18 protein-coding genes are annotated in these 19,103 nt (G+C 35.2%); 13 read left to right on the forward strand and 5 right to left on the reverse strand.

The genetic code is table 11. From position 1 onward, the window contains the following. Positions 1–154 precede the first annotated feature (154 nt). From ACHRWY_RS08730 to ACHRWY_RS08765, 8 genes are all read left to right on the forward strand, one after another. On the forward strand, positions 155–3,220 hold the full coding sequence (locus ACHRWY_RS08730; RefSeq protein WP_395353879.1) for a SusC/RagA family TonB-linked outer membrane protein: 3,066 nt from the start codon (positions 155–157) through the stop codon (positions 3,218–3,220). 11 nt (positions 3,221–3,231) lie between these two features. Next, entirely contained in the window at positions 3,232–4,731 is a 1,500-nt protein-coding gene (locus ACHRWY_RS08735) for a RagB/SusD family nutrient uptake outer membrane protein (RefSeq protein WP_395353881.1), read from the forward strand. An 84-nt stretch (positions 4,732–4,815) separates the two neighbouring features. After that, the gene (locus tag ACHRWY_RS08740) at positions 4,816–6,417 is read left to right on the forward strand and encodes a hypothetical protein (RefSeq protein ID WP_395353883.1); all 1,602 of its coding nucleotides are present in this window, start codon (positions 4,816–4,818) and stop codon (positions 6,415–6,417) included. Positions 6,418–6,474: 57 nt separating this feature from the next. Further along, positions 6,475–8,133, forward strand: coding sequence for a family 16 glycosylhydrolase (locus ACHRWY_RS08745; protein WP_395353884.1), 1,659 nt, complete (start codon positions 6,475–6,477; stop codon positions 8,131–8,133). Between the two features lie 74 nt (positions 8,134–8,207). Then, positions 8,208–8,966 carry a family 16 glycosylhydrolase gene (locus ACHRWY_RS08750; RefSeq protein WP_395353886.1) on the forward strand — a complete coding sequence of 253 codons (759 nt, stop codon included), beginning with the start codon at positions 8,208–8,210 and terminating at the stop codon, positions 8,964–8,966. A gap of 316 nt (positions 8,967–9,282) precedes the next feature. Then, positions 9,283–9,867, forward strand: a complete 585-nt coding sequence (locus ACHRWY_RS08755; RefSeq protein ID WP_395353888.1) for an RNA polymerase sigma factor — start codon at positions 9,283–9,285, stop codon at positions 9,865–9,867. A gap of 50 nt (positions 9,868–9,917) precedes the next feature. After that, positions 9,918–10,061, forward strand: coding sequence for a hypothetical protein (locus ACHRWY_RS08760; RefSeq protein WP_395353890.1), 144 nt, complete (start codon positions 9,918–9,920; stop codon positions 10,059–10,061). Positions 10,062–10,645: 584 nt separating this feature from the next. Beyond that, positions 10,646–11,710 carry a tetratricopeptide repeat protein gene (locus ACHRWY_RS08765; protein WP_395353891.1) on the forward strand — a complete coding sequence of 355 codons (1,065 nt, stop codon included), beginning with the start codon at positions 10,646–10,648 and terminating at the stop codon, positions 11,708–11,710. A 15-nt stretch (positions 11,711–11,725) separates the two neighbouring features. Here the strand turns inward: ACHRWY_RS08765 and nth are convergent, their stop codons facing one another. Beyond that, a complete protein-coding gene (gene nth / locus ACHRWY_RS08770) occupies positions 11,726–12,382 on the reverse strand; it encodes an endonuclease III domain-containing protein (RefSeq protein WP_395353893.1) in 657 nt (218 codons plus the stop codon). A gap of 156 nt (positions 12,383–12,538) precedes the next feature. Here nth and bcp point away from each other — a divergent pair, with 156 nt between their 5' ends. Beyond that, entirely contained in the window at positions 12,539–12,991 is a 453-nt protein-coding gene (gene bcp / locus ACHRWY_RS08775) for a thioredoxin-dependent thiol peroxidase (RefSeq protein ID WP_395353894.1), read from the forward strand. 221 nt (positions 12,992–13,212) lie between these two features. Here bcp and ACHRWY_RS08780 read toward each other — a convergent pair whose 3' ends face one another. Beyond that, a complete protein-coding gene (locus tag ACHRWY_RS08780; RefSeq protein ID WP_395353896.1) occupies positions 13,213–14,673 on the reverse strand; it encodes a TonB-dependent receptor in 1,461 nt (486 codons plus the stop codon). A 90-nt stretch (positions 14,674–14,763) separates the two neighbouring features. Here ACHRWY_RS08780 and ACHRWY_RS08785 point away from each other — a divergent pair, with 90 nt between their 5' ends. From ACHRWY_RS08785 to ACHRWY_RS08800, 4 genes are read left to right on the forward strand one after another with little or no spacing between them, the layout of a single operon-like run. After that, entirely contained in the window at positions 14,764–15,528 is a 765-nt protein-coding gene (locus ACHRWY_RS08785; RefSeq protein ID WP_395353897.1) for an MBL fold metallo-hydrolase, read from the forward strand. 13 nt (positions 15,529–15,541) lie between these two features. Beyond that, positions 15,542–16,045 (forward strand): hypothetical protein, encoded by a 504-nt coding sequence (locus ACHRWY_RS08790; protein ID WP_395353899.1) that lies wholly within the window; start codon positions 15,542–15,544, stop codon positions 16,043–16,045. Positions 16,046–16,088: 43 nt separating this feature from the next. After that, on the forward strand, positions 16,089–16,514 hold the full coding sequence (locus ACHRWY_RS08795) for a hypothetical protein (RefSeq protein ID WP_395353900.1): 426 nt from the start codon (positions 16,089–16,091) through the stop codon (positions 16,512–16,514). A 24-nt stretch (positions 16,515–16,538) separates the two neighbouring features. After that, entirely contained in the window at positions 16,539–17,048 is a 510-nt protein-coding gene (locus ACHRWY_RS08800; RefSeq protein WP_395353901.1) for a hypothetical protein, read from the forward strand. A gap of 161 nt (positions 17,049–17,209) precedes the next feature. Here ACHRWY_RS08800 and ACHRWY_RS08805 read toward each other — a convergent pair whose 3' ends face one another. From ACHRWY_RS08805 to ACHRWY_RS08815, 3 genes are all read right to left on the reverse strand, one after another. Beyond that, positions 17,210–17,803, reverse strand: coding sequence for a hypothetical protein (locus tag ACHRWY_RS08805; protein WP_395353903.1), 594 nt, complete (start codon positions 17,801–17,803; stop codon positions 17,210–17,212). 45 nt (positions 17,804–17,848) lie between these two features. Next, complete coding sequence (locus tag ACHRWY_RS08810) at positions 17,849–18,493, reverse strand: alpha/beta hydrolase (protein WP_395353904.1); 645 nt, start codon at positions 18,491–18,493, stop codon at positions 17,849–17,851. A 279-nt stretch (positions 18,494–18,772) separates the two neighbouring features. Continuing rightward, positions 18,773–19,099, reverse strand: coding sequence for a membrane protein (locus ACHRWY_RS08815; protein ID WP_026982068.1), 327 nt, complete (start codon positions 19,097–19,099; stop codon positions 18,773–18,775). Positions 19,100–19,103: the final 4 nt, after the last annotated feature.

Genomic DNA, 19,103 nt, shown 5'->3' on the forward strand with positions numbered 1-19,103 from the left:
AACATTCGTAATTAATAGTTAAATAAGGAACTATTTTAGTAAATATTGAATTTACAGCTTGTTTTTTTATGATGTATGTTTTTTGTTGAGGTTAAATTTGTCGTTTTCCTAAACGGATCGAATAAATTTATCTTTCAATAAAAACTAACTAATTATGAAATCCAAATTATTACTAACCGTACTAATGCTGTTTACATCTTTTGCGTTTTCGCAGTCTTTTGATGTAAGCGGAACAGTACTAGATGGCTCGGGCTTATCACTGCCGGGTGTAAATGTAAAAGTTAAAAGTTCGTCACAAAGTACAACCACAGACTTCGACGGATCTTTTAAATTATCAGGAGTTCCAAAAGGGACTATAATTGTTTTCAGTTATATAGGTTACCGTACACAGGAAGTTGCCGTTTCAGGAACCAGAATAACAGTTAAAATGAGCGATGATGCCAAATCACTTGATGAGGTCGTTGTCATTGGTTACGGAACTCAAAAGAAAAGAGAAGTAACCGGAGCCGTTTCTGTAGTAGACAGCAGAACACTTGAAATTTTAAAACCAATCAAGGTTGAACAAGCATTACAAGGAACTGTTTCCGGAGTAAATGTCACGACACAATCCGGAGCGCCGGGAGCCAAACTGGATATTCGTATTCGTGGTATTGCAACGAACGGAGAAAATGGCCCTCAGGCTATTATAGACGGTTATGTAGGCGATCTAAGCTTGCTGAATCCGAATGATATTGAAACTATTACCGTTTTAAAAGATGCACAAGCCGCCATTTACGGAACGATTGGTGCAAACGGAATCATACTGATTACAACTAAAATGGGTAAAAAGAATTCGAAAACAAAAGTTTCGATTAATAGTTACTCCGGATTTCAGGAAGCTTCAAGAAAATTGCCCATGCTTAATGCTACCGAATATGCACTGTTATTAAATGAAAGTTATGCCAATGGCGGAAAACCACTTCCTTATCCAAATGCAAGCGGTTTAGGAAGCGGAACCAACTGGCAAAAAGAAGTTTTAGGAACAGGTGTACCTATTTTAAATACCGACATTACAATTTCAGGAGGTTCTGATAAAATTACCTATGCGGTAAGTGGGTCACATTTAGATCAGGAAGGAATTGTAGGACAGGATAAATCAGGTTTTTTAAGAAATACGGCCAGACTTGCTTTAGGAGCAGATTTAAGCGATAAATTCAAACTAAAAACAAATGTAATCTATACCTATTTTGATAGAAAAACAATTAATGAAAACGGATTGGGATCTGTATTATTTAATGCTTTAAATGTACCGGCAACTTTTAAACCGTATGATGCCAATGGAGACTTTACTTTAGTACCCAGCACAACAGGACTTGGAACCGAAATTATAAATCCGTTAGCACAAATTGCCAACACTTATAATGATTACAATTATAAAAAGCTAAACGGAAACTTTGGTCTGGATTATAAAATTTTTAAAGGGTTTGTCTTAACAAGTTCAATCGGATTTAATACGTCAAACAGCGAGGGGAAAACATTTGGCAAACAAATTAGTTACGGCGGAAAAGTTTTTGATGTACAAAGAAGTTCCGTAACACAAACGGCAACCAATGATAATGATTATTCATTTGATATTTACGCTACCTACAATACTAAAATAGCCGAAAACCACAACATTACCGCAACATTAGGAAATACTATTTACAAACAATGGGGAAATTCTGCAAATGCAACCGGTTTTGATGTTCCTAATAATTCCTGGGAATATGCAGATCTTTCCTTAACAAAAGGATTGCCAAGTTCTCTAAATACAGGAGGTTATGTTTACGATCAAAGAAGACTTTCTTATTTTGGAAGAGCACAATACGATTATAAGGGGAAATATCTTTTTTCAGCAATGATCAGACGTGATTCTTCTACAAAATTTGGTCCCGGAAATAAAGTAGGATACTTCCCGTCATTTACAGCAGGGTGGGTAGTATCAGATGAACGTTTCTTTGGGGAATCAAAGACATTTAATTTCTTAAAATTCAGGGCCAGTTACGGTACATTAGGTAACGATCAGATCCCAAATAATGGTTATTTAGGACTTTTAACAGGTGAAGCGACTTATGTATTTGATGGAAATTTAGTTAACGGAATAGCAACAGGGCAAATCCCCAATCCTAATTTGAAATGGGAAGAAGCTAAAAAGTTTGATGTTGGTTTAGATCTAAGATTATTCCATGATAAAGTTTCTGTCGTTGCAGATTACTTTATAGATACCAGAAAGGATCTCTTAATTCCAAATATTCCGGTTTCAGGAATTATCGGAATTGGTGCTCCGGGTGCAAGTGCCCCGACTTTAAATGCAGGTTCTGTGAGAAATTCAGGAGTTGAATTTGCGATCGATTACAAAGAAAAACTTTCAGATTCTTTTAGTTTTAGTGTAGGGTATAATGTCACATTTATTAAAAATGAAGTATTAGAAGTAAATAACGGGACCGGAATCATTGAACAAGGTGGTTTTGGAGTAGGGCAGCCTGCAGCATCACGTATGGAAGCCGGAAAACCAATTGGATATTTTTACGGCTATAAAACAGATGGATTATTTCAAAATCAGGCCGAAGTTGAGGCACATCCGTCACAATTAGCCTTAGGGGCAAATGCTGCGCCGGGAGATATTCGTTATGTAGATTTAAATGGAGACGGCGTTATCGATACCAAAGATAAAACCAATATTGGAGATCCAATTCCTGACGCTACAATGGGATTTAATGTACAGTTAAATTATAAAAACCTTGATTTTGCACTTTACAGTTTTGCTTCTATTGGAAATGACATGGTCCGTAATTACGAAAGGGTACTTTCTGATGCCAATAGATTAGATTATGTTTTAGACAGATGGACAGGCGAAGGCACAAGTACAACAGTACCAAGAGTAACTACAGGTGCAACTGCAAACAATGTACTTTCAGATTATTTTGTAGAAGATGCCTCTTATTTCAGAATTCAAAACATACAACTGGGGTATACAATTAATCCAAAAGTAAGTCAAAAAGCAGGAATTACTAAATTAAGACTTTATACCGGAGTAAATAATCTATACACCTTTACTAAATACAAAGGTTTTGATCCGGGATCTTCAGCAGGACCAACCAATCAGGATGGAGTTTCTCAATCGCCAATTGGTGCCGGAATTGATTACGGGTTCTACCCGGTTCCAAGAACCTATTTATTGGGTTTAAACATTAATTTTTAATTTCAATAAAAATGAAAAAATATTTATTTACAGCCATAATAACACTAACTCTTTTCTCGACAATAAGCATTTCCTGTTCAGATGAGTTTGTAGATCCAAAACCAAAGTATTCTATAGATTCTGAAAATTATTTCAATTCAAAAGAAGACTATAATGATGCACTCGTTGCCGCCTACGATTTGTTACAATCCTCGTATGCAAATGTTATCCTGGGAGAAATTGCTTCAGACAATACATTGGCAGGAGGAGAAAGCCCAACAGACGTAATTGGCTGGCAGCAAGTAGACGACATGATTCACACGCCCGTAAACAGCAATTTAAGAGACATCTGGAATTGGATGTTTGCAGGAGTTCAAAGAGCCAATTACATTCTTGAATTTAAAGATAAAACCGATTTTGAGGGAAAAAACCAGCTGCTTGCAGAAACACGTTTTCTAAGAGCGTATTACCAGTTTGAGTTAGTGAAATGGTTTGGCGGAATCCCGATGAAAGGAGATGCAAGATTTAAAGTTGGAGATGAAAAAACAGTACCGCGTTCATCAGTTGCAGAAGTTTATGCTTCGATAGAAGCCGATTTGACTTTCGCAGTTGCAAATTTATCTCCAACTGCATCTCAAAAAGGAAGAGTAACAAAAGGTGCCGCACAGGCATTGTTAGGAAAAACATACTTATATCAAAACAAATACGCACAAGCAGCCACAGCACTGGAAGCTGTAATCACTTCAGGGAAATACTCCTTACAAACAGATTACAATGCTATGTTTGAATTAGACGGAGAAAACGGGACAGAATCTGTTTTTGAAGTACAATATACAGATGTTGAAGGAGCAGGCTTTGGTTGTTTACAATGTAGCGAAGGAAATGTTGCAGTAGGTTTTAGCGGAATCAGAAATTATTCCGGACCACTTTTTTCTTCCGGGTTTAGTTTTAATATTCCAACAAAAGAAAGTGCAGATGCCTTTGAAGCAGGCGATAAACGTAAAGATGTTGCCATATTGGATATTGTAGCCTGGGCAGCAGCAAATACAAATTTTGACGGCGGAAAAGGAGTTACGTTTGGAAAAGGAAACGAAGACACCGGATATTTCAACAGGAAATACCTTCCCAGAAAAAGAAGTGCCAACGCTCAGGGAGATTTAAACCTGACCAATCCAAACAATTACAGAGCCATTCGTTATGCAGATGTTTTATTAATGGCTGCAGAAGCCTACAATAAAGGCGGAATAGACGATACAAAAGCAAGAACATACCTAAATCAGGTAAGAAGACGCGCTTTTGGAGATACCAATCATGATATATCAGTTTCAGGAGCCGCGCTTACCGACTTTATTTTGGCAGAAAGAAGAGTAGAACTTTTTGGAGAAGGACATCGTTTCTTTGATTTGGTAAGAACTGGAAAAGCAGTGGGAAAAATACCAGGATTTCAGGCCAATAAAAACGAGTTATTTCCACTACCAATTGAAGAAATTCAATTTGCAAACGGAAACTGGAAACAAAACCCCGGATACTAAAAAAATATTATGAAACCGTCATCATTCCAAATCATAAATCAGAATGACGGTTCATATTTCATTAAAAAGCAAATATTAACTAATATGAAAAAAATACATTTTATTATAAGTCTTTTCGTTTTAACAACATTTATAGGTTGTTCCAGCGATGACAGCAGCCCTATTGACCTAGATGGCATTAGTGCGCCAACAAATGTAACTGCTTTAGTGACAGTGACTCAGGACAATACAGGAAACGTGACGTTTATACCTAAGGGAGAAGGTGTTACCCAATTCAGGATAAACTACGGAGACGGAACTGCGGAGTCAAATTATGTTTCACCCGGAACTACTGTACCACACGTTTATAAAGAAGGGGTTTATAAGGCTAAAATTAAAGCAATGGCCATAAACGGAAAAACAACCGAAGTAGATCAGGACGTAACGGTTTCGTTCAGGGCACCTGAAAATTTGAAAGTAGTAATTACAAATGATCTTTCTGTATCTAAGAAAGTAAATGTAACGGCAACCGCAGATTTTGCCTTGTTTTATGATGTTTATTTTGGAGAAACAGGAAAACCGGAACCGGTTTCGGCAAATATTGGTCAATCGGTTTCGTATGTTTACAAAGATGCCGGTATTTATTCGATACGAATAGTAGCAAAAAGTGCCGCAATAAAAACGACAGAATACAAAGAAGACTTTACGGCCAAACTGGTACTTAACCCAAGTACTTCGGCACCAACACCACCTAACAGAACGGCTGCAAATGTAATCTCAATCTACAGCTCAAAATATACAAATGTTGCGGGAACTAATTTCTATCCAAATTGGGGACAATCAGGAGGTTATTCAGAATTTGATTTAAATGGCGACAAAATACTGAATTATACGAATTTAAATTATCAGGGAATTGCGCTGGCGGATAATGTAACAGTTGATGTTTCAGGAATGGACTTCATTCACCTGGATGTATGGACAGCAGATTTACAGAAACTGGAAACTTCTCTTATCAGTAAAACAAATGGAGAAAGACCGGTTGTAAAAGATCTGACCGCAAACCAGTGGACGAGTATTGATATTCCAATTTCGGCATTTACGAGTCAGACCAACTTTAAAGTAGCTGATATTTTCCAATTGAAATTGGTTGGAACGCCAGCAGGTAAAAACGTTTTTATAGATAATGTTTACTTCTATAAAAATGTAGAATCCCTTACAGTTGCAGCTCCAACGCCTGTAAAAGCCGCCACCGATGTAATTTCATTGTTTAGCGATGCTTACACCAACATTCCAATAGCGACATGGCGTACAGATTGGTCAGCAGCAACATTAGAAGAAACTTCCGTAGCAGGAAATGCAGTAAAAAAATACTCTGATTTGAACTTTGTGGGTATCGAACCTGTTTCGACAATTGATGCGACAGGAATGACACACTTTCATGTAGATGTATGGTCGGCAGATTTTACTGAATTCAGAATAAAGTTAGTTGATTTTGGTGCCAATGGTGTTTATAACGGAGGCGGAGATGACAAAGAACATGAACTTGCCTTTACTGCACCGGCAAAAGGCACCTGGGTAAGTCTGGATATCCCTTTAAGTAATTTTACGGGATTAACCACACGAGGACATATAGCCCAGCTTATTTATTCCGGAAATCCAAGCGGCACACATACTATATATATCGATAACGTTTATTTTCATAAATAAAAAATAACACCTTATTGATCATTTAAAATGAATTTACATTTTATAAAAAACATCAAAATGAAAAAATATAATAAATATTTCGTATTTCTTTTTGCATTGCTCCTGGCAATAAGTTGTCAAAAAGACGATTATGCTTTTGGAGATATAAATGCTCCGGCAAATTTTAAAGTAAACGCTGAAATTATCGGAAAAACAACCGCTGCCCCAGATGGCGACGGATCAGGCACGGTGAAATTTACTGCAACAGCAGATAATGCCATTTCCTATCAATATGTGTTTTCTGATGGATCATCTACAAGTGCCCCAAGCGGAATTTATACCAAGCGTTTTACTAAGACAGGTGTAAATAAGTATGTCGTAACGGTAATTGCCACAGGAAAAGGTGGTGTTGCCACCACTACAACAGTTGAGGTTCAGGTGTTGAGTAATTTTAGAGACGATGAAGCTGTTGCATTCCTGACTGGCGGAACTTCTAAAAAATGGTATTGGTCAGCGTCTGAACCAGGACATCTGGGAGTTGGTCAAAATGATGGGGATGCCACCAAAAACTATTTCCCCAATTACTATTCGGCCGGAGCTTTTGAAAAAGCCGGATCGCCAGCAAGCAGCTGTTTATACGAAAATGTACTAACGTTCTCTGTAGAAGGTGACCAGCTGAAATTTGAACTGGATAATGGAGGAGCTACTTTCTTTAACGCTGCTTTTGCAAATGTAGCAGGAGGAAGCGGACCAGACGATTCTTGTTTAACCTATAATTCTAAAGGAAAGAAGACCGTATTGTTAAGCCCGTCAGAATCGGTTGTAATGAAAAATCCAAATCATGCAACACAAACCAGAGGAACTACAATGAATTTTACTGACGGAGGTTTCATGGGGTATTATATTGGTCAGAGCTCTTATGAGATTCTTTCGATCACAGCCAATAGAATGGTAGTTAGGGCTATAATGGGAGGAAATCCGGCATTAGCATGGTACCACACCTTTACAACAGTTCCGCCAACACAGAATCCACCGGCAGATTTCACAAAATTAGTCTGGTCAGACGAGTTTAATACAGACGGAGCACCAGACGCTGCAAAATGGAATTATGATTTAGGCAAAGGTGACAACGGCTGGGGAAATAACGAAAAGCAAAATTATACCAATTCTGCAACAAATGTAATTGTACAAGGAGGGAATCTTAAAATCACAGCTAAAAAAGAAGCTTCAGGCGGAGCAGATTATTCTTCGGCACGATTAAAAACAGATGCTAAGTTTAGTTTTACATACGGAAAAATTGAGATCAGGGCGAAATTACCAACAGGGGCAGGAACATGGCCGGCAATCTGGATGTTAGGACAAAACTATGCCACCAAACCATGGCCGGCCTGTGGGGAAATTGATATTATGGAACATGTAGGCAACAATCAAAACGTTATTCTGAGTACACTTCATTATCCCGGCCATTCCGGCGGAAACGGGAATACAGGTTCTAAAACAATACCAAATGTGTCAACAGAATTTCATGTTTATAAAGCGGTATGGAGCGCGGCAGCAGTTACAACATTTGTAGATGATGTTCAGATTCATTCCGTTCCAAACGATGGTTCTTTACCTTTTAACAGCGACTTTTTCTTAATTTTAAATGTAGCAATGGGAGGTAATCTGGGCGGAAATATTGACGCTGCTTTTACGCAATCTTCGATGGAGGTCGATTACGTTAGAGTGTATCAATAGATTGCAAATTAATTAGTAATGAGAAGGCCAGTTGCTGCTGGCCTTCTTAATTTTAGGAATTTAAATATCATACTATGCAAAAAGTAATTATACTATTCATGATTACCACGTTTACCTTCGCACAACAAACCAAAAGGAAATTGGTGTGGGAAGAAAATTTTAATAATAAAAATCTAAATGAAACTGCCTGGAATTTTGAAGTCGGGGACGGCTGTCCTGATTTATGTGGATATGGCAATAATGAAAGACAAATTTATACCAAAACAAATCACGTAATTAAAGATGGAAATTTAATCATAGAAGCCCGAAAAGAAGGAAATAAATACACCTCGACGAAAATCACCACAAAAGGAAAAAAAGAGTTTAAATACGGCCGAATCGAAGCCAGAGCGAAGTTGCCTGTAGGACATGGCTTGTGGCCTGCATTCTGGATGTTAGGTGCCAATATCGATGCCGTCAAATGGCCTAAAACAGGAGAAATCGATATTTTAGAATATATCGGCAGAGATCCCCACATGGTATATACCACACTACATACCCAGGCCAGTCACGGCAATACGATTAATACAAAGCGAACAGCTTTTCCTAATATTGAAGAAGGCTATCATGTATATGCTATCGAATGGACAAAAGACAAAATAGATTTTTTTGTAGATAAAACAGTAGTCTATACTTTTAATCCCGAAGATAAAAACGAAGATACATGGCCTTTTGATAAACCATTCTATATTATTGTCAATTTAGCCATAGGAGGAAATTTTGGAGGCCCTGAAGTAGATGATACAATACTTCCTCAAAAGTATTACATTGACTATGTCCGCGTTTATCAATAGAAAAACGTAGTCATTAATAATTGGTGCTTATATCAGATGTAAACAGCTTAATTATTTAGTTTTGAGTTGTTTATATCTGATTTTTTGTATTAAAAACGACCTCTTTTTTACTGAATTAAAGACTGAAATTAAGTTTGTGCTGCAATAATTAACAATTTATTGTTAATTATTCTTCATTTTGTTTGCTTTTTAAAATAATAATTTGTTAAATTTGATCAGAATATTAACATAACCACTTAATCCAAAGATACGCCTATAAAATAAAACTACTTTTTAGAAAATTACTCCAAATTATAGCAACTAAAAAAGTAGTATTATGGCTGATCTGCACACACCAGACGCTCTATTAGTAAAAAGTTATGTCGATGGCAACGAGCTTGCTCTTTCGGCATTAATAAAAAGACACGAATCTAAGATATATGGTTTTATATATTCAAAGATTGCTGATAGAGATATTTCAAACGATATTTTTCAAGACACTTTTATAAAGGTTATCAGAACCCTTAAAAGTAATTCATACAATGAAGAAGGTAAATTCCTGCCTTGGGTTATGCGCATTTCGCACAACTTAATTGTAGACCATTTTCGCAAAACCAAAAAAATGCCAATGTATAGAGAAACCGAAGAGTTTTCGATTTTTTCTATCATGTCTGACGATTCTTTAACCATCGAAAATAAAATGATTTTTGATCAGGTGGAAGTCGATTTGAAAAAACTAATCGAAGAACTTCCTGACGATCAGAAAGAAGTATTGGTTATGCGTATGTATCAGGATATGAGTTTCAAAGAAATCTCTGAAATTACAGGAGTTAGTATCAATACAGCATTAGGCAGAATGCGATATGCACTCATGAATTTAAGAAAAATAATTGATAAACATCAAATTATTTTAACCAACTAATACTATTTCAAGTAATAGTCCGTTATATTATAATAAAACATCTTGATAGTATGGCGAAAATTTACTCTAAAAAAGCATTAGCTTCAAAAAACTTAAAACCAAAAAAAGAAGTCGTTTCTTTTTTATTAAGTTATTCACAAGCCTTAACGGTTGCGAAAATTGAAAACAAAAGTTTTGAAATAATAGCTAATTAAACAGCCCGCTCGTTTAGTCGGATGTTTATTCGAAAGAAAAACCAAATGGTCGTTTTGGTTGAAAGCTCACTATTTGTATGTAAATACAGGTAGTGAGTTTTTTTTTGCAATATGTTTTTTGCTTCTTTTTTGATAATCCACGCTGTGTTTCCGCTAATTTACAATTAATTGTTATTAAGGTTTTTGGGAATGGTTTTGTTAAAATTCTTTATTTTGACTTATTATCAAATATTTATTTTATATTTAGCTTTATTTTAGTTAAAAACAGGTTTTTTATTCAAAGAAAATGCGATATAAAGTTTATTTATGTATTAAAAACCTTTCAATGTAAAGAAAAATTTAATTATTAATAATTTTAAAAAGAAGTATAACCAAAACCAAATAATCTATGACAAAAAATTACTCCAATCTTGTTTTGTTTGTTGTTACTCTTGATATCTTATAACGGATATTAAGAAATCAGGAATGTCTGCTAAGTATTGATAAGAGGATAAGAATAATTTTTTTGCGCCTTTTAAATCAAATTTTTAGCAAGTTCCTTGTAAATACCCTTAATCTATTTAACAACCAAACTTAACTGAAAAATGAAAAAGAGCCTTAAGATCTTATCCCTGTTTCTATTAATAAACATAGGAGCATACGCCCAAAAAGAAGAACTAAAAGAAGCGCAATCGTACTTCGCTAAAGGAAAAATCGAGGAATCATTGGCGATTTTAAAGAAAATAGAATATCTCGTTATAAATGCTCCTGATGATGTAAAAACAGACTATTTTTTTACAAAGGGAAATGTTTACAAAGAACTGGCAACAAAAAATATAGATGCACCCACTAATTTTGCCCTGGCGTCCGGTGCTTATCAGGATGTTTTGTTGTACGAAAATGAATCCCGCAATTACAAATATGCTTTCAAGGCAAGTTCGGCTTTAAAAGAAATGAAGTCTAAACTGGTAGATGGAGCTTATAACGACTATAAAGCAGGAAAATTCAAAGAAAGTGCAGATAAGAGTTACGAAGTTTATTTGTTTGATAAAAAAGATACTTTAAACCTGTATAATGCGGCCTCATCTTCTATAGCGGCCAAAGATTATGTTTCCTCCATTAAATATTTCGAACTGCTTAAAAAAATAAATTATTCCGGAAAAGGAATGATTTGGTATGCAACAAATAAAAAAACAAAAGAAGAGGAATCTTTTATTTCTATGAGTGCGAGAGAATCCAGTATTAATTTAGGTCTTTATGAAAAGCCCAGAAATGTATTTCCGCCTTCTAAAAAAGAAGAAATTCTAACTTCTTTAGGGTTTTCTTATTTAGAAAGAAATGATTACTGTAATGCTGAGAAATATTATGAAGAAGGATTGCAGGTCAATCAAAATTGTATCGACTGTTATATTAATCTTGTGTACGTTAAAATACAGGAGAAAAAGGAAATAGTGGATAAGATGTCAGCATTAGGAAATAGTACCAAGGAAATGCAGCTATATGATAAACTGGATGCTCAAAAAGACGAAATTGTGAGAAGTGCTATTCCATATCTTAAAAAAGCACTAACCATTGAGCCTAAAAATGAAAGTGCCATGAAATCACTATTGGGAATATACAGATCCTTAAATATGACCAGTGAATATAACGCGCTAAAAAGCAGTATGTAAAAAAATAAGAAGCTACTAAGATTTCTTTTTAGTAGCTTCTTCTATTATTGATTTTTTACCAATAGTTTTTGTAATAATATCTTTTTCTAAATCCCATCCTCTGGCAGGTGAATATTCACGTCCGTACCAAATTATTTGCAAATGAAGATCATTCCACAATGCTCTTGGAAATAATCGTTTCGCATCTTTTTCAGTTTGTGTCACGTTTTTTCCATTAGATAAATTCCACCGGTACATCAGTCGGTGAATGTGAGTATCAACCGGAAATGCAGGAACACCAAAGGCCTGAGACATTACAACACTCGCTGTTTTATGTCCAACAGCAGGTAATTCCTCAAGAGCTTCAAAACTCTCCGGAACTTTTCCGTCGTGTTTGTCAATTAAAATATGCGACAAACCATAAATTCCTTTTGATTTCATGGGAGATAATCCACAAGGGCGAATAATTTCCTTGATTTCTTCTACCGACATTTTAATCATATCATACGGATTATCAGCCTTTGCAAAAAGCAATGGTGTAATCTGGTTCACACGCACATCTGTACATTGGGCAGAAAGCAAAACGGCAATCAGCAACGTATAAGGGTCTTTATGATCTAAGGGAACAGGTATCGTAGGGTAGAGTTCTTTTAACGTATTTATAACAAATTGTACGCGAGCTTCTTTATTCATTTCCGTAATTTTAATGCCGTAAAAATAGCATTATTTTAATTGTGAATTGTAGATTCTGAGTGATGAAATATTTTTAAGTTGTAATCTAATAATCTAAGTCAGTCTAAAAAAAGCCTAACAATCAAAGTAAGTTTAACAATCTAAAAATCTAAATAAATGATAACATTGCAAAAAGGTGATAAAGCCCCAAATTTTTCAGGAGTAGACCAAGAAGGAAAAACACATCAACTGGCAGATTATGCCGGAAAGAAATTAGTAGTTTTCTTTTACCCAAAAGCCAGCACGCCAGGTTGTACCGCCGAAGCCTGTGATTTAAGAGATAATTTTGAGCGTTTTAAAGCTAACAATTATGAACTTCTGGGAGTAAGTGCCGACAGTCAAAAAGCACAGCTAAAATTCAAAGACAAATACGAATTTCCTTTTCCGTTATTAGCAGATGAGGATAAATCTGTAATCAACGCATTTGGCGTTTGGGGACCTAAAAAATTCATGGGGAAAGAATACGACGGAATTCACAGAACAACTTTCGTAATCGACGAAAACGGAATTATTGATGAGGTGATCTCACAAGTAAAAACCAAAGAACACGCAGCTCAGATTTTGAAATAAGTTTTTGTTTCAGGTTTCAGGTTTCTTTTGTTTCAGATTCTTATCAGTATTGTAAAGAAAATTTGAAATAAAATTTGAAATAAAATTTTCTCGAATAAATTCTCGTTTAGTTTCTCGAAATTGACAAGATTGACGTAACCTGATACAAAAGAAACCTGAAACCTGAAATTAAAAAAAAGTCCCAAAAAAGAAAAACTTTCTTTTTGGGACTTTTTTTGATATTAAGCATTTTGCTCTAGCTCTTTCTGCGGATGATATCCAAAAAGATGGTGTTCTTTTATAATCTCAGCAACACCTGATGGAAGCATCGGCTCCCAGCCAGATTTGCCCTGACTGATCATTTTTAAGACTTCACGTGAGAATACATTCAATATATCCGGGTTGTAATCTACGATATCAACCACTTTTCCGTTGAATTTAAAGAATTTATACAATTCCTTCATTCTAGGATGTACTTTTAGGTTTTCAGAAGTAATAATCTCTCCGTTATCACCCAGCATAGGATATAAAAAGACTTTCATATCGCGGTAGAATAATTTTCCAAAAGCTTCCAGAATTCCACCACTTAAATGACGGTAATATTTCTCATCAAAAATATCCACTAAGTTATTTACGCCCATAGCTAATCCCATTCTGGCTTTGGTATAATTAGCAAAGTATTCCACTACCTTATAATATTCCTGAAAATTCGAAATCATAACAGTTTGACCTAATGAACAAAGCAATTCGGCCCTGTCCATGAAATCACGTTCGTCAATTTCACCGTCAGAACGTAAATTCGAAAGTGTAATTTCAAAAACGACTAAAGTATTGTCTTTTTCAACCTTATTTTCTTCGAGAAACATCTTAAGGGATTTCTCGTACATATCAAGGTTTACATTCGTAACCGGACGAAAACTTCCTCTAAAAGCAAGAAGGTTCTTTTTGTATAAAACGGCAGCCGGTAGTACGTTTTTCCCTTCAGGATTAAACATTACGGCATCGGTCATTCCGTTTTTAACCAGTTGTAAACTCATTAAGCGATTGTCAACATCTGCAAAACGGGGTCCTGAGAAGTTAATAGTATCAATTTCGAGCTGGTCTTTGTCTAAGTGATCGTATAAGTAACGTAGTAAACGTTTTGGATCGTTGTATTTGTAAAAAGCACCGTAAATTAAGTTTACACCTAAAATACCCAGTGTTTCCTGTTGTAGTCGGGCATCAGTTTCTTTAAAACGAATGTGCAGGATAATCTCGTTGTAAGCTTCGTCAGGTTCAATTTGGTATCGAATTCCAACCCAGCCGTGACCTTTAAATTGTTTGGCAAAATCTATCGTTGCAACCGTATTGGCATAACTAAAGAAAAGTTTGGTAGGATGTTTTTCCCTGCTCAGTCTTTCTTCGATGATCTGACCTTCATGGGTAAGCATTTTTTTTAATCGCTCTTCGGTTACATAGCGACCATCGCGCTCCACTCCATAAACCGCATCACTAAAATCTTTATCGTAGGCAGACATTGCTTTTGCAATCGTACCGGAGGAACCTCCGGATCTGAAAAAATGCCTGACCGTTTCTTGTCCGGCACCAATTTCTGCAAATGTTCCGTAAATATTCTCGTTTAAATTAATGCGTAACGCTTTGTCTTTTATGGAAGGAATCTGTTCGATGACCTTGTCACCTTTGAGTTTTATTTCTGTACCCATTTTATTTTAAATAGATTTGTTACAAAGTTAGCAAATTAGGCTTCTAATGAAAGAGAAATAATCCTATTTTTGTAAAAAAATTAAGTTCAATTGAAGGTATATTTTTTAGGTACTGGTACTTCTCAAGGCATTCCGATAATCGGAGTCGACCATCCTGTTTGTAAAAGCACTGATGCTAAGGACAAAAGGCTACGTGTATCCATCTGGATTACATGGGGCGAACATTCGTATGTGATAGATTGTGGCCCTGATTTCAGGCAGCAAATGCTTTCTTGCGGTTGCAGGCATCTTGATGCCATTTTGTTTACACATGAACATGCTGATCATACAGCCGGTTTAGACGACATTCGTCCGTTTAATTTCAGACAAGGCGAAATTCCTGTTTATGCACATCAACGTGTCATTGATAATCTCAAACGCCGTTTTGACTATGTTTTTGAAACCGTAAACAAATATCCGGGTGCACCAAGTGTTAAAACGATCGAAGTAATCAACGATCAGCCATTTGCTATTGGCGATAAATTGGCGATTCCGGTAAATGTTATGCACGGCGATTTACAGGTTTTTGGTTATCGCATTGATGATTTTGCCTATCTGACCGATGTTAAAACCATTCATGAAACGGAAGTTGAAAAACTAAAAAACCTTAAAGTTTTAGTGGTAAATGCTTTGCGTGTAGAACCTCATGATACACACTTTAATTTACAGGAAGCACTGGACTTTATAAATCTGGTAAAGCCCGAAGTCGCCTATTTAACACATATTAGCCATGTTTTGGGCTTTCATGAGGAAGTGCAAAAACAGCTTCCTGAAAACGTTTTCCTGGCTTATGATAATTTAGAAATTACAATTTAATTATATTACAAAAATGAAAAAATCCTTAATGCTTTATCTTTTTATCCTTGCGATATTAATGAATGTTTTTACTTATATGTTTTACAGCAGAGAAGTGAAATTTGGGGAGGAAAGATATGAAAAAGCAACTAAGAAGCTAAGAGACAGTATTAATTTGGTAAAGACGAAGCTGGCTGATGCAGATTACTTTTCTTTGGAACATAATGAAAATGCACAGAACTATTTTGATAACAGTGCCAGCGGAGGGAAAGTAATTCTATACGAAAAACTGATTCCGGTAGTAACCGAAAAATTATTGGACTTCAATGCAAATCCAAATGGAAATCCTTATACAGGACAAGACAAAATAGGTCCGAATAAATTCATCATCAATAAAGTAAAAATTCTAAACCACCGATGGATTATTGCAGATTACAGTAATGGGGAATTGTGGGGAGAAGTTTTGTTAAAATATTTTGTTGATCAGGATGATAAGATTACTTTTGAAGTTAATCAAAGCTGGTTGTATCAAAAATAGTGGTGAATAATCCTATTTTTGCAATCTAAATTTAATAGGATACATGAAAAAGATATTTTTATTTTCGATTATTATTCTTTCCTTTTCTTGTGGCAAGAAAGTTTCAGAAGAGAACAAAAACCCAAAACAACAAGAAGCAAAACCTGTTGTGGTGGGAGGTGATGCTGATGCGCATGGATGTAAAGGTTCTGCAGGTTATACCTGGTCTGTGCTTAAAAATGAATGCGTGCGTCTTTTCGAAGTTGGTACAAAATTATCCCACGCCGAAGATGGAAAAACATATTCGACAGTAGCCTACGTAATTTTTGACGGAGATAAAGCCGAACTTTTTCTGGATACTCAAAAAGACCCCATCCTTTTAGAACGAAAATCAGAAGGCGATTCCTGGACTAAAGAGGATTATCAATTAATTCCCTGGAAAGGGTATGTTTTGAAAAAGGACGGAAAAATCATTTACACAGGAGAATAATCAGTTTTTAATTATTTTAGGATTATGGAAGAAATTAACAGGCTGATTTCAGTTTCGAAAGATTCAAAATATTATAGTCATAAAATTAAAGAATTCAACGAAAAGGAACTCAAAGAATTTGAGACATTAGCATTAAGGCTTGAAAAAGCAGGCGCAGCTAATCCTTTGAGTTGGGCATTTAGTGAAGTAAAAGAAGGAATTCCTCAATTCGGACGCTTTTTAGTTTTAAAAAATCTTTTTGATATTATAGAATCACCTAAAGAAAATATTTCTTTGGCAGAAGATTTTGATGAGGAAATAGAAACTAAATATTTAGATATTGAAAAGGTAGTCGGAGAAGAGAAATTATCTGATTTTTTAAAGACTTTCTCAAAAGCAATTATTTCTAATGTTGTTAGTTTATTAGATGAAGGTAATTTTAATTCTGATAGGGATAAAATAAGTTGGGCATTGGTAAAAACCGATGAAAATAATAATCTAACGGAACAAGTTATATCCGGGCTTCATGAAGATTTTATTGATTTTGAAGATTAAATTAATGCTAAGAGATAGTGTTTAATAGAAGGGGATTAATGCATAAAAGAGATTATCAACTAATTCCCTAAAAAGGTATGTTTTGAAAAAAGGTGTTAATATTATTTTATAGAAGAATAAATATTAAGTCGCAGTTTTCAGTTTGAAAGCTGCGACTTTTTTTATTGCTTATTAAAAAAATCTTTAATCATGGTTGAACTCTCATCAGGAGTTCTCAGTGACACAAATTCACCATTCTCATCTATCGTAAAATGTCCTTTAAAAGCTTCAGGCATTGTGTTATATTGATCATTTACCTGATTCAAAGTTTCTTTAAAACAATTATAATTGTATTTTTCGACCAAATAAGGCAAAGCATTTTGTCCTCTTAAAAGTTCGTATTCCTGATAATTATAAGGTGTTGTTTCTTGTCTTTTTAGCAATGTCAGATTAAATTTATGCAGTAGTTTTTCTATTTCTTTTTCGCTGATAAACTTAGAAAGACCACGCAGTGCATAGATTTTCATGTCAAGATAACGTTCTTTCTTATACGCATTATCAAAGAAATCCCTTAATTCAGGAAAGTCAAAATCGTATAATAACCTCAAAATCTTATTTCTAAGATCAAGTTGCTTTGTAGCAGAATATATCCTCGTTAAGTGAAAGAAATTATCTTTATCAATACTATTTTTATCCAGAGAAAATAACGCATTTCTAAAGTCTGAATTACTATCTTTAATTTTTTCGTCAGTTAACAGAGCTGGAAAATTACTCATTATTAGGATTTAAAATGACTGTAAACGGAGAGGGGATACTAAAAACTATTCTGCCAGCCAGTTTTTAAAATCAAAGAAATTTTGCGGAGCAACTCCATGACCCACGGGATATTCTTTATATGTAACCGGAATATTTAGTTTCTCAAGAATAGCAGGTGTTTTTCTAGCCCAATCGATCGGGATTACCTGATCTACAGTTCCGTGAGATGCGAATATTTTAAGGTTCGTAAAGTCGTTTTTCTCGTAACCTTCCTTAATGATCTCTTCGTTGAAGTATCCACTCATCGCCACAACTCTCTGAATTTTTTCAGGATAAGAAAGTGCGACAGCATAACTTAAGATAGAACCCTGACTGAAACCAACCAAGGTCACATTGTTTGCATCAATAGGATAATTGGCAACCAGTTCATCTACAAAATTAGCAATTACATCACGTGATGTTTTGGCTTGTTCGTTATCTGAAAATTTATTCTGATCGGCATCAAAATTTATCGCATACCACGCATAAGCGCCATATTGCAAATCGTAAGGTGCACGAGCAGAAATGATGTAATAGTTATCAGGAAGTTCAGTAGCAAACGAAAACAAATCGGCTTCGTTGCTGCCGTAACCGTGTAATAAAAGTAAAACAGGATTTTTGTCTAAGATAACTTTTGGTTCTTGTATTTTATATTCTAAAGATAGATTCATTTTATTTTTTAGTTTGCAGTCGCAGTGTCAGTTTTCAGTTGAATTGCGAACTTATTGGATTTTATTGTTGAAATATAATTACTAAAAATCTGTTTTTGTCTGCGTTTTTGCTTGCAAATCAGCGTTATCTTTGTTCTGGATTATACGCTGATAATACAGATTCGCTAAAGCGAAAACGCGGATTTTAACGGATTCTTTTTAATTTTTTTTAATTGGAATTTGGACTCGAGCGATAGCGAACAGGTGCAGCAATTTAAAAATTTGGAATTTACTTTTAGATTACCCTATCGATTTAAACCATTTTTGAAATAAATTCCCAACCAGCGGAATTGGTCTTGTTTGTCCCTGAATCGCGCTAAAAATTCCATACGTCCATAATATTGAAATACAGATCCACATAGGAAAAGTGATCATAAAGCTGTCGAAATTGCTGATGATAGCTCCAAAAGAGATAAAAGCAAGCGATAATCCCAACGCCTGACGGATATGAAAAGAAGCAAAACTATTTTTATTTTCAGAGTTCATAGACATTGCAATCAAAACTCCAATAATTAGAATATAACTGGTAATGGCAATTGATTTTCCTTCTTCGACTGAATTATTCATTTTA

This window comes from Flavobacterium sp. FlaQc-48, assembly GCF_044007335.1.
Lineage (GTDB): Bacteria > Bacteroidota > Bacteroidia > Flavobacteriales > Flavobacteriaceae > Flavobacterium.

Excerpts from the sequence above, each read along its gene's own strand:
- ACHRWY_RS08810 (WP_395353904.1), bottom strand. The coding sequence starts at position 18,493 with ATGAATCTATCTTTAGAATATAAAATACAAGAACCAAAAGTTATCTTA.
- ACHRWY_RS08815 (WP_026982068.1), bottom strand. The coding sequence starts at position 19,099 with ATGAATAATTCAGTCGAAGAAGGAAAATCAATTGCCATTACCAGTTAT.
- ACHRWY_RS08765 (WP_395353891.1), top strand. The coding sequence starts at position 10,646 with ATGAAAAAGAGCCTTAAGATCTTATCCCTGTTTCTATTAATAAACATA.
- ACHRWY_RS08790 (WP_395353899.1), top strand. The coding sequence starts at position 15,542 with ATGAAAAAATCCTTAATGCTTTATCTTTTTATCCTTGCGATATTAATG.
- ACHRWY_RS08750 (WP_395353886.1), top strand. The coding sequence starts at position 8,208 with ATGCAAAAAGTAATTATACTATTCATGATTACCACGTTTACCTTCGCA.
- bcp (WP_395353894.1), top strand. The coding sequence starts at position 12,539 with ATGATAACATTGCAAAAAGGTGATAAAGCCCCAAATTTTTCAGGAGTA.
- ACHRWY_RS08795 (WP_395353900.1), top strand. The coding sequence starts at position 16,089 with ATGAAAAAGATATTTTTATTTTCGATTATTATTCTTTCCTTTTCTTGT.
- ACHRWY_RS08745 (WP_395353884.1), top strand. The coding sequence starts at position 6,475 with ATGAAAAAATATAATAAATATTTCGTATTTCTTTTTGCATTGCTCCTG.
- ACHRWY_RS08800 (WP_395353901.1), top strand. The coding sequence starts at position 16,539 with ATGGAAGAAATTAACAGGCTGATTTCAGTTTCGAAAGATTCAAAATAT.
- ACHRWY_RS08760 (WP_395353890.1), top strand. The coding sequence starts at position 9,918 with ATGGCGAAAATTTACTCTAAAAAAGCATTAGCTTCAAAAAACTTAAAA.
- ACHRWY_RS08780 (WP_395353896.1), bottom strand. The coding sequence starts at position 14,673 with ATGGGTACAGAAATAAAACTCAAAGGTGACAAGGTCATCGAACAGATT.
- ACHRWY_RS08805 (WP_395353903.1), bottom strand. The coding sequence starts at position 17,803 with ATGAGTAATTTTCCAGCTCTGTTAACTGACGAAAAAATTAAAGATAGT.
- nth (WP_395353893.1), bottom strand. The coding sequence starts at position 12,382 with ATGAATAAAGAAGCTCGCGTACAATTTGTTATAAATACGTTAAAAGAA.
- ACHRWY_RS08740 (WP_395353883.1), top strand. The coding sequence starts at position 4,816 with ATGAAAAAAATACATTTTATTATAAGTCTTTTCGTTTTAACAACATTT.
- ACHRWY_RS08730 (WP_395353879.1), top strand. The coding sequence starts at position 155 with ATGAAATCCAAATTATTACTAACCGTACTAATGCTGTTTACATCTTTT.
- ACHRWY_RS08735 (WP_395353881.1), top strand. The coding sequence starts at position 3,232 with ATGAAAAAATATTTATTTACAGCCATAATAACACTAACTCTTTTCTCG.
- ACHRWY_RS08755 (WP_395353888.1), top strand. The coding sequence starts at position 9,283 with ATGGCTGATCTGCACACACCAGACGCTCTATTAGTAAAAAGTTATGTC.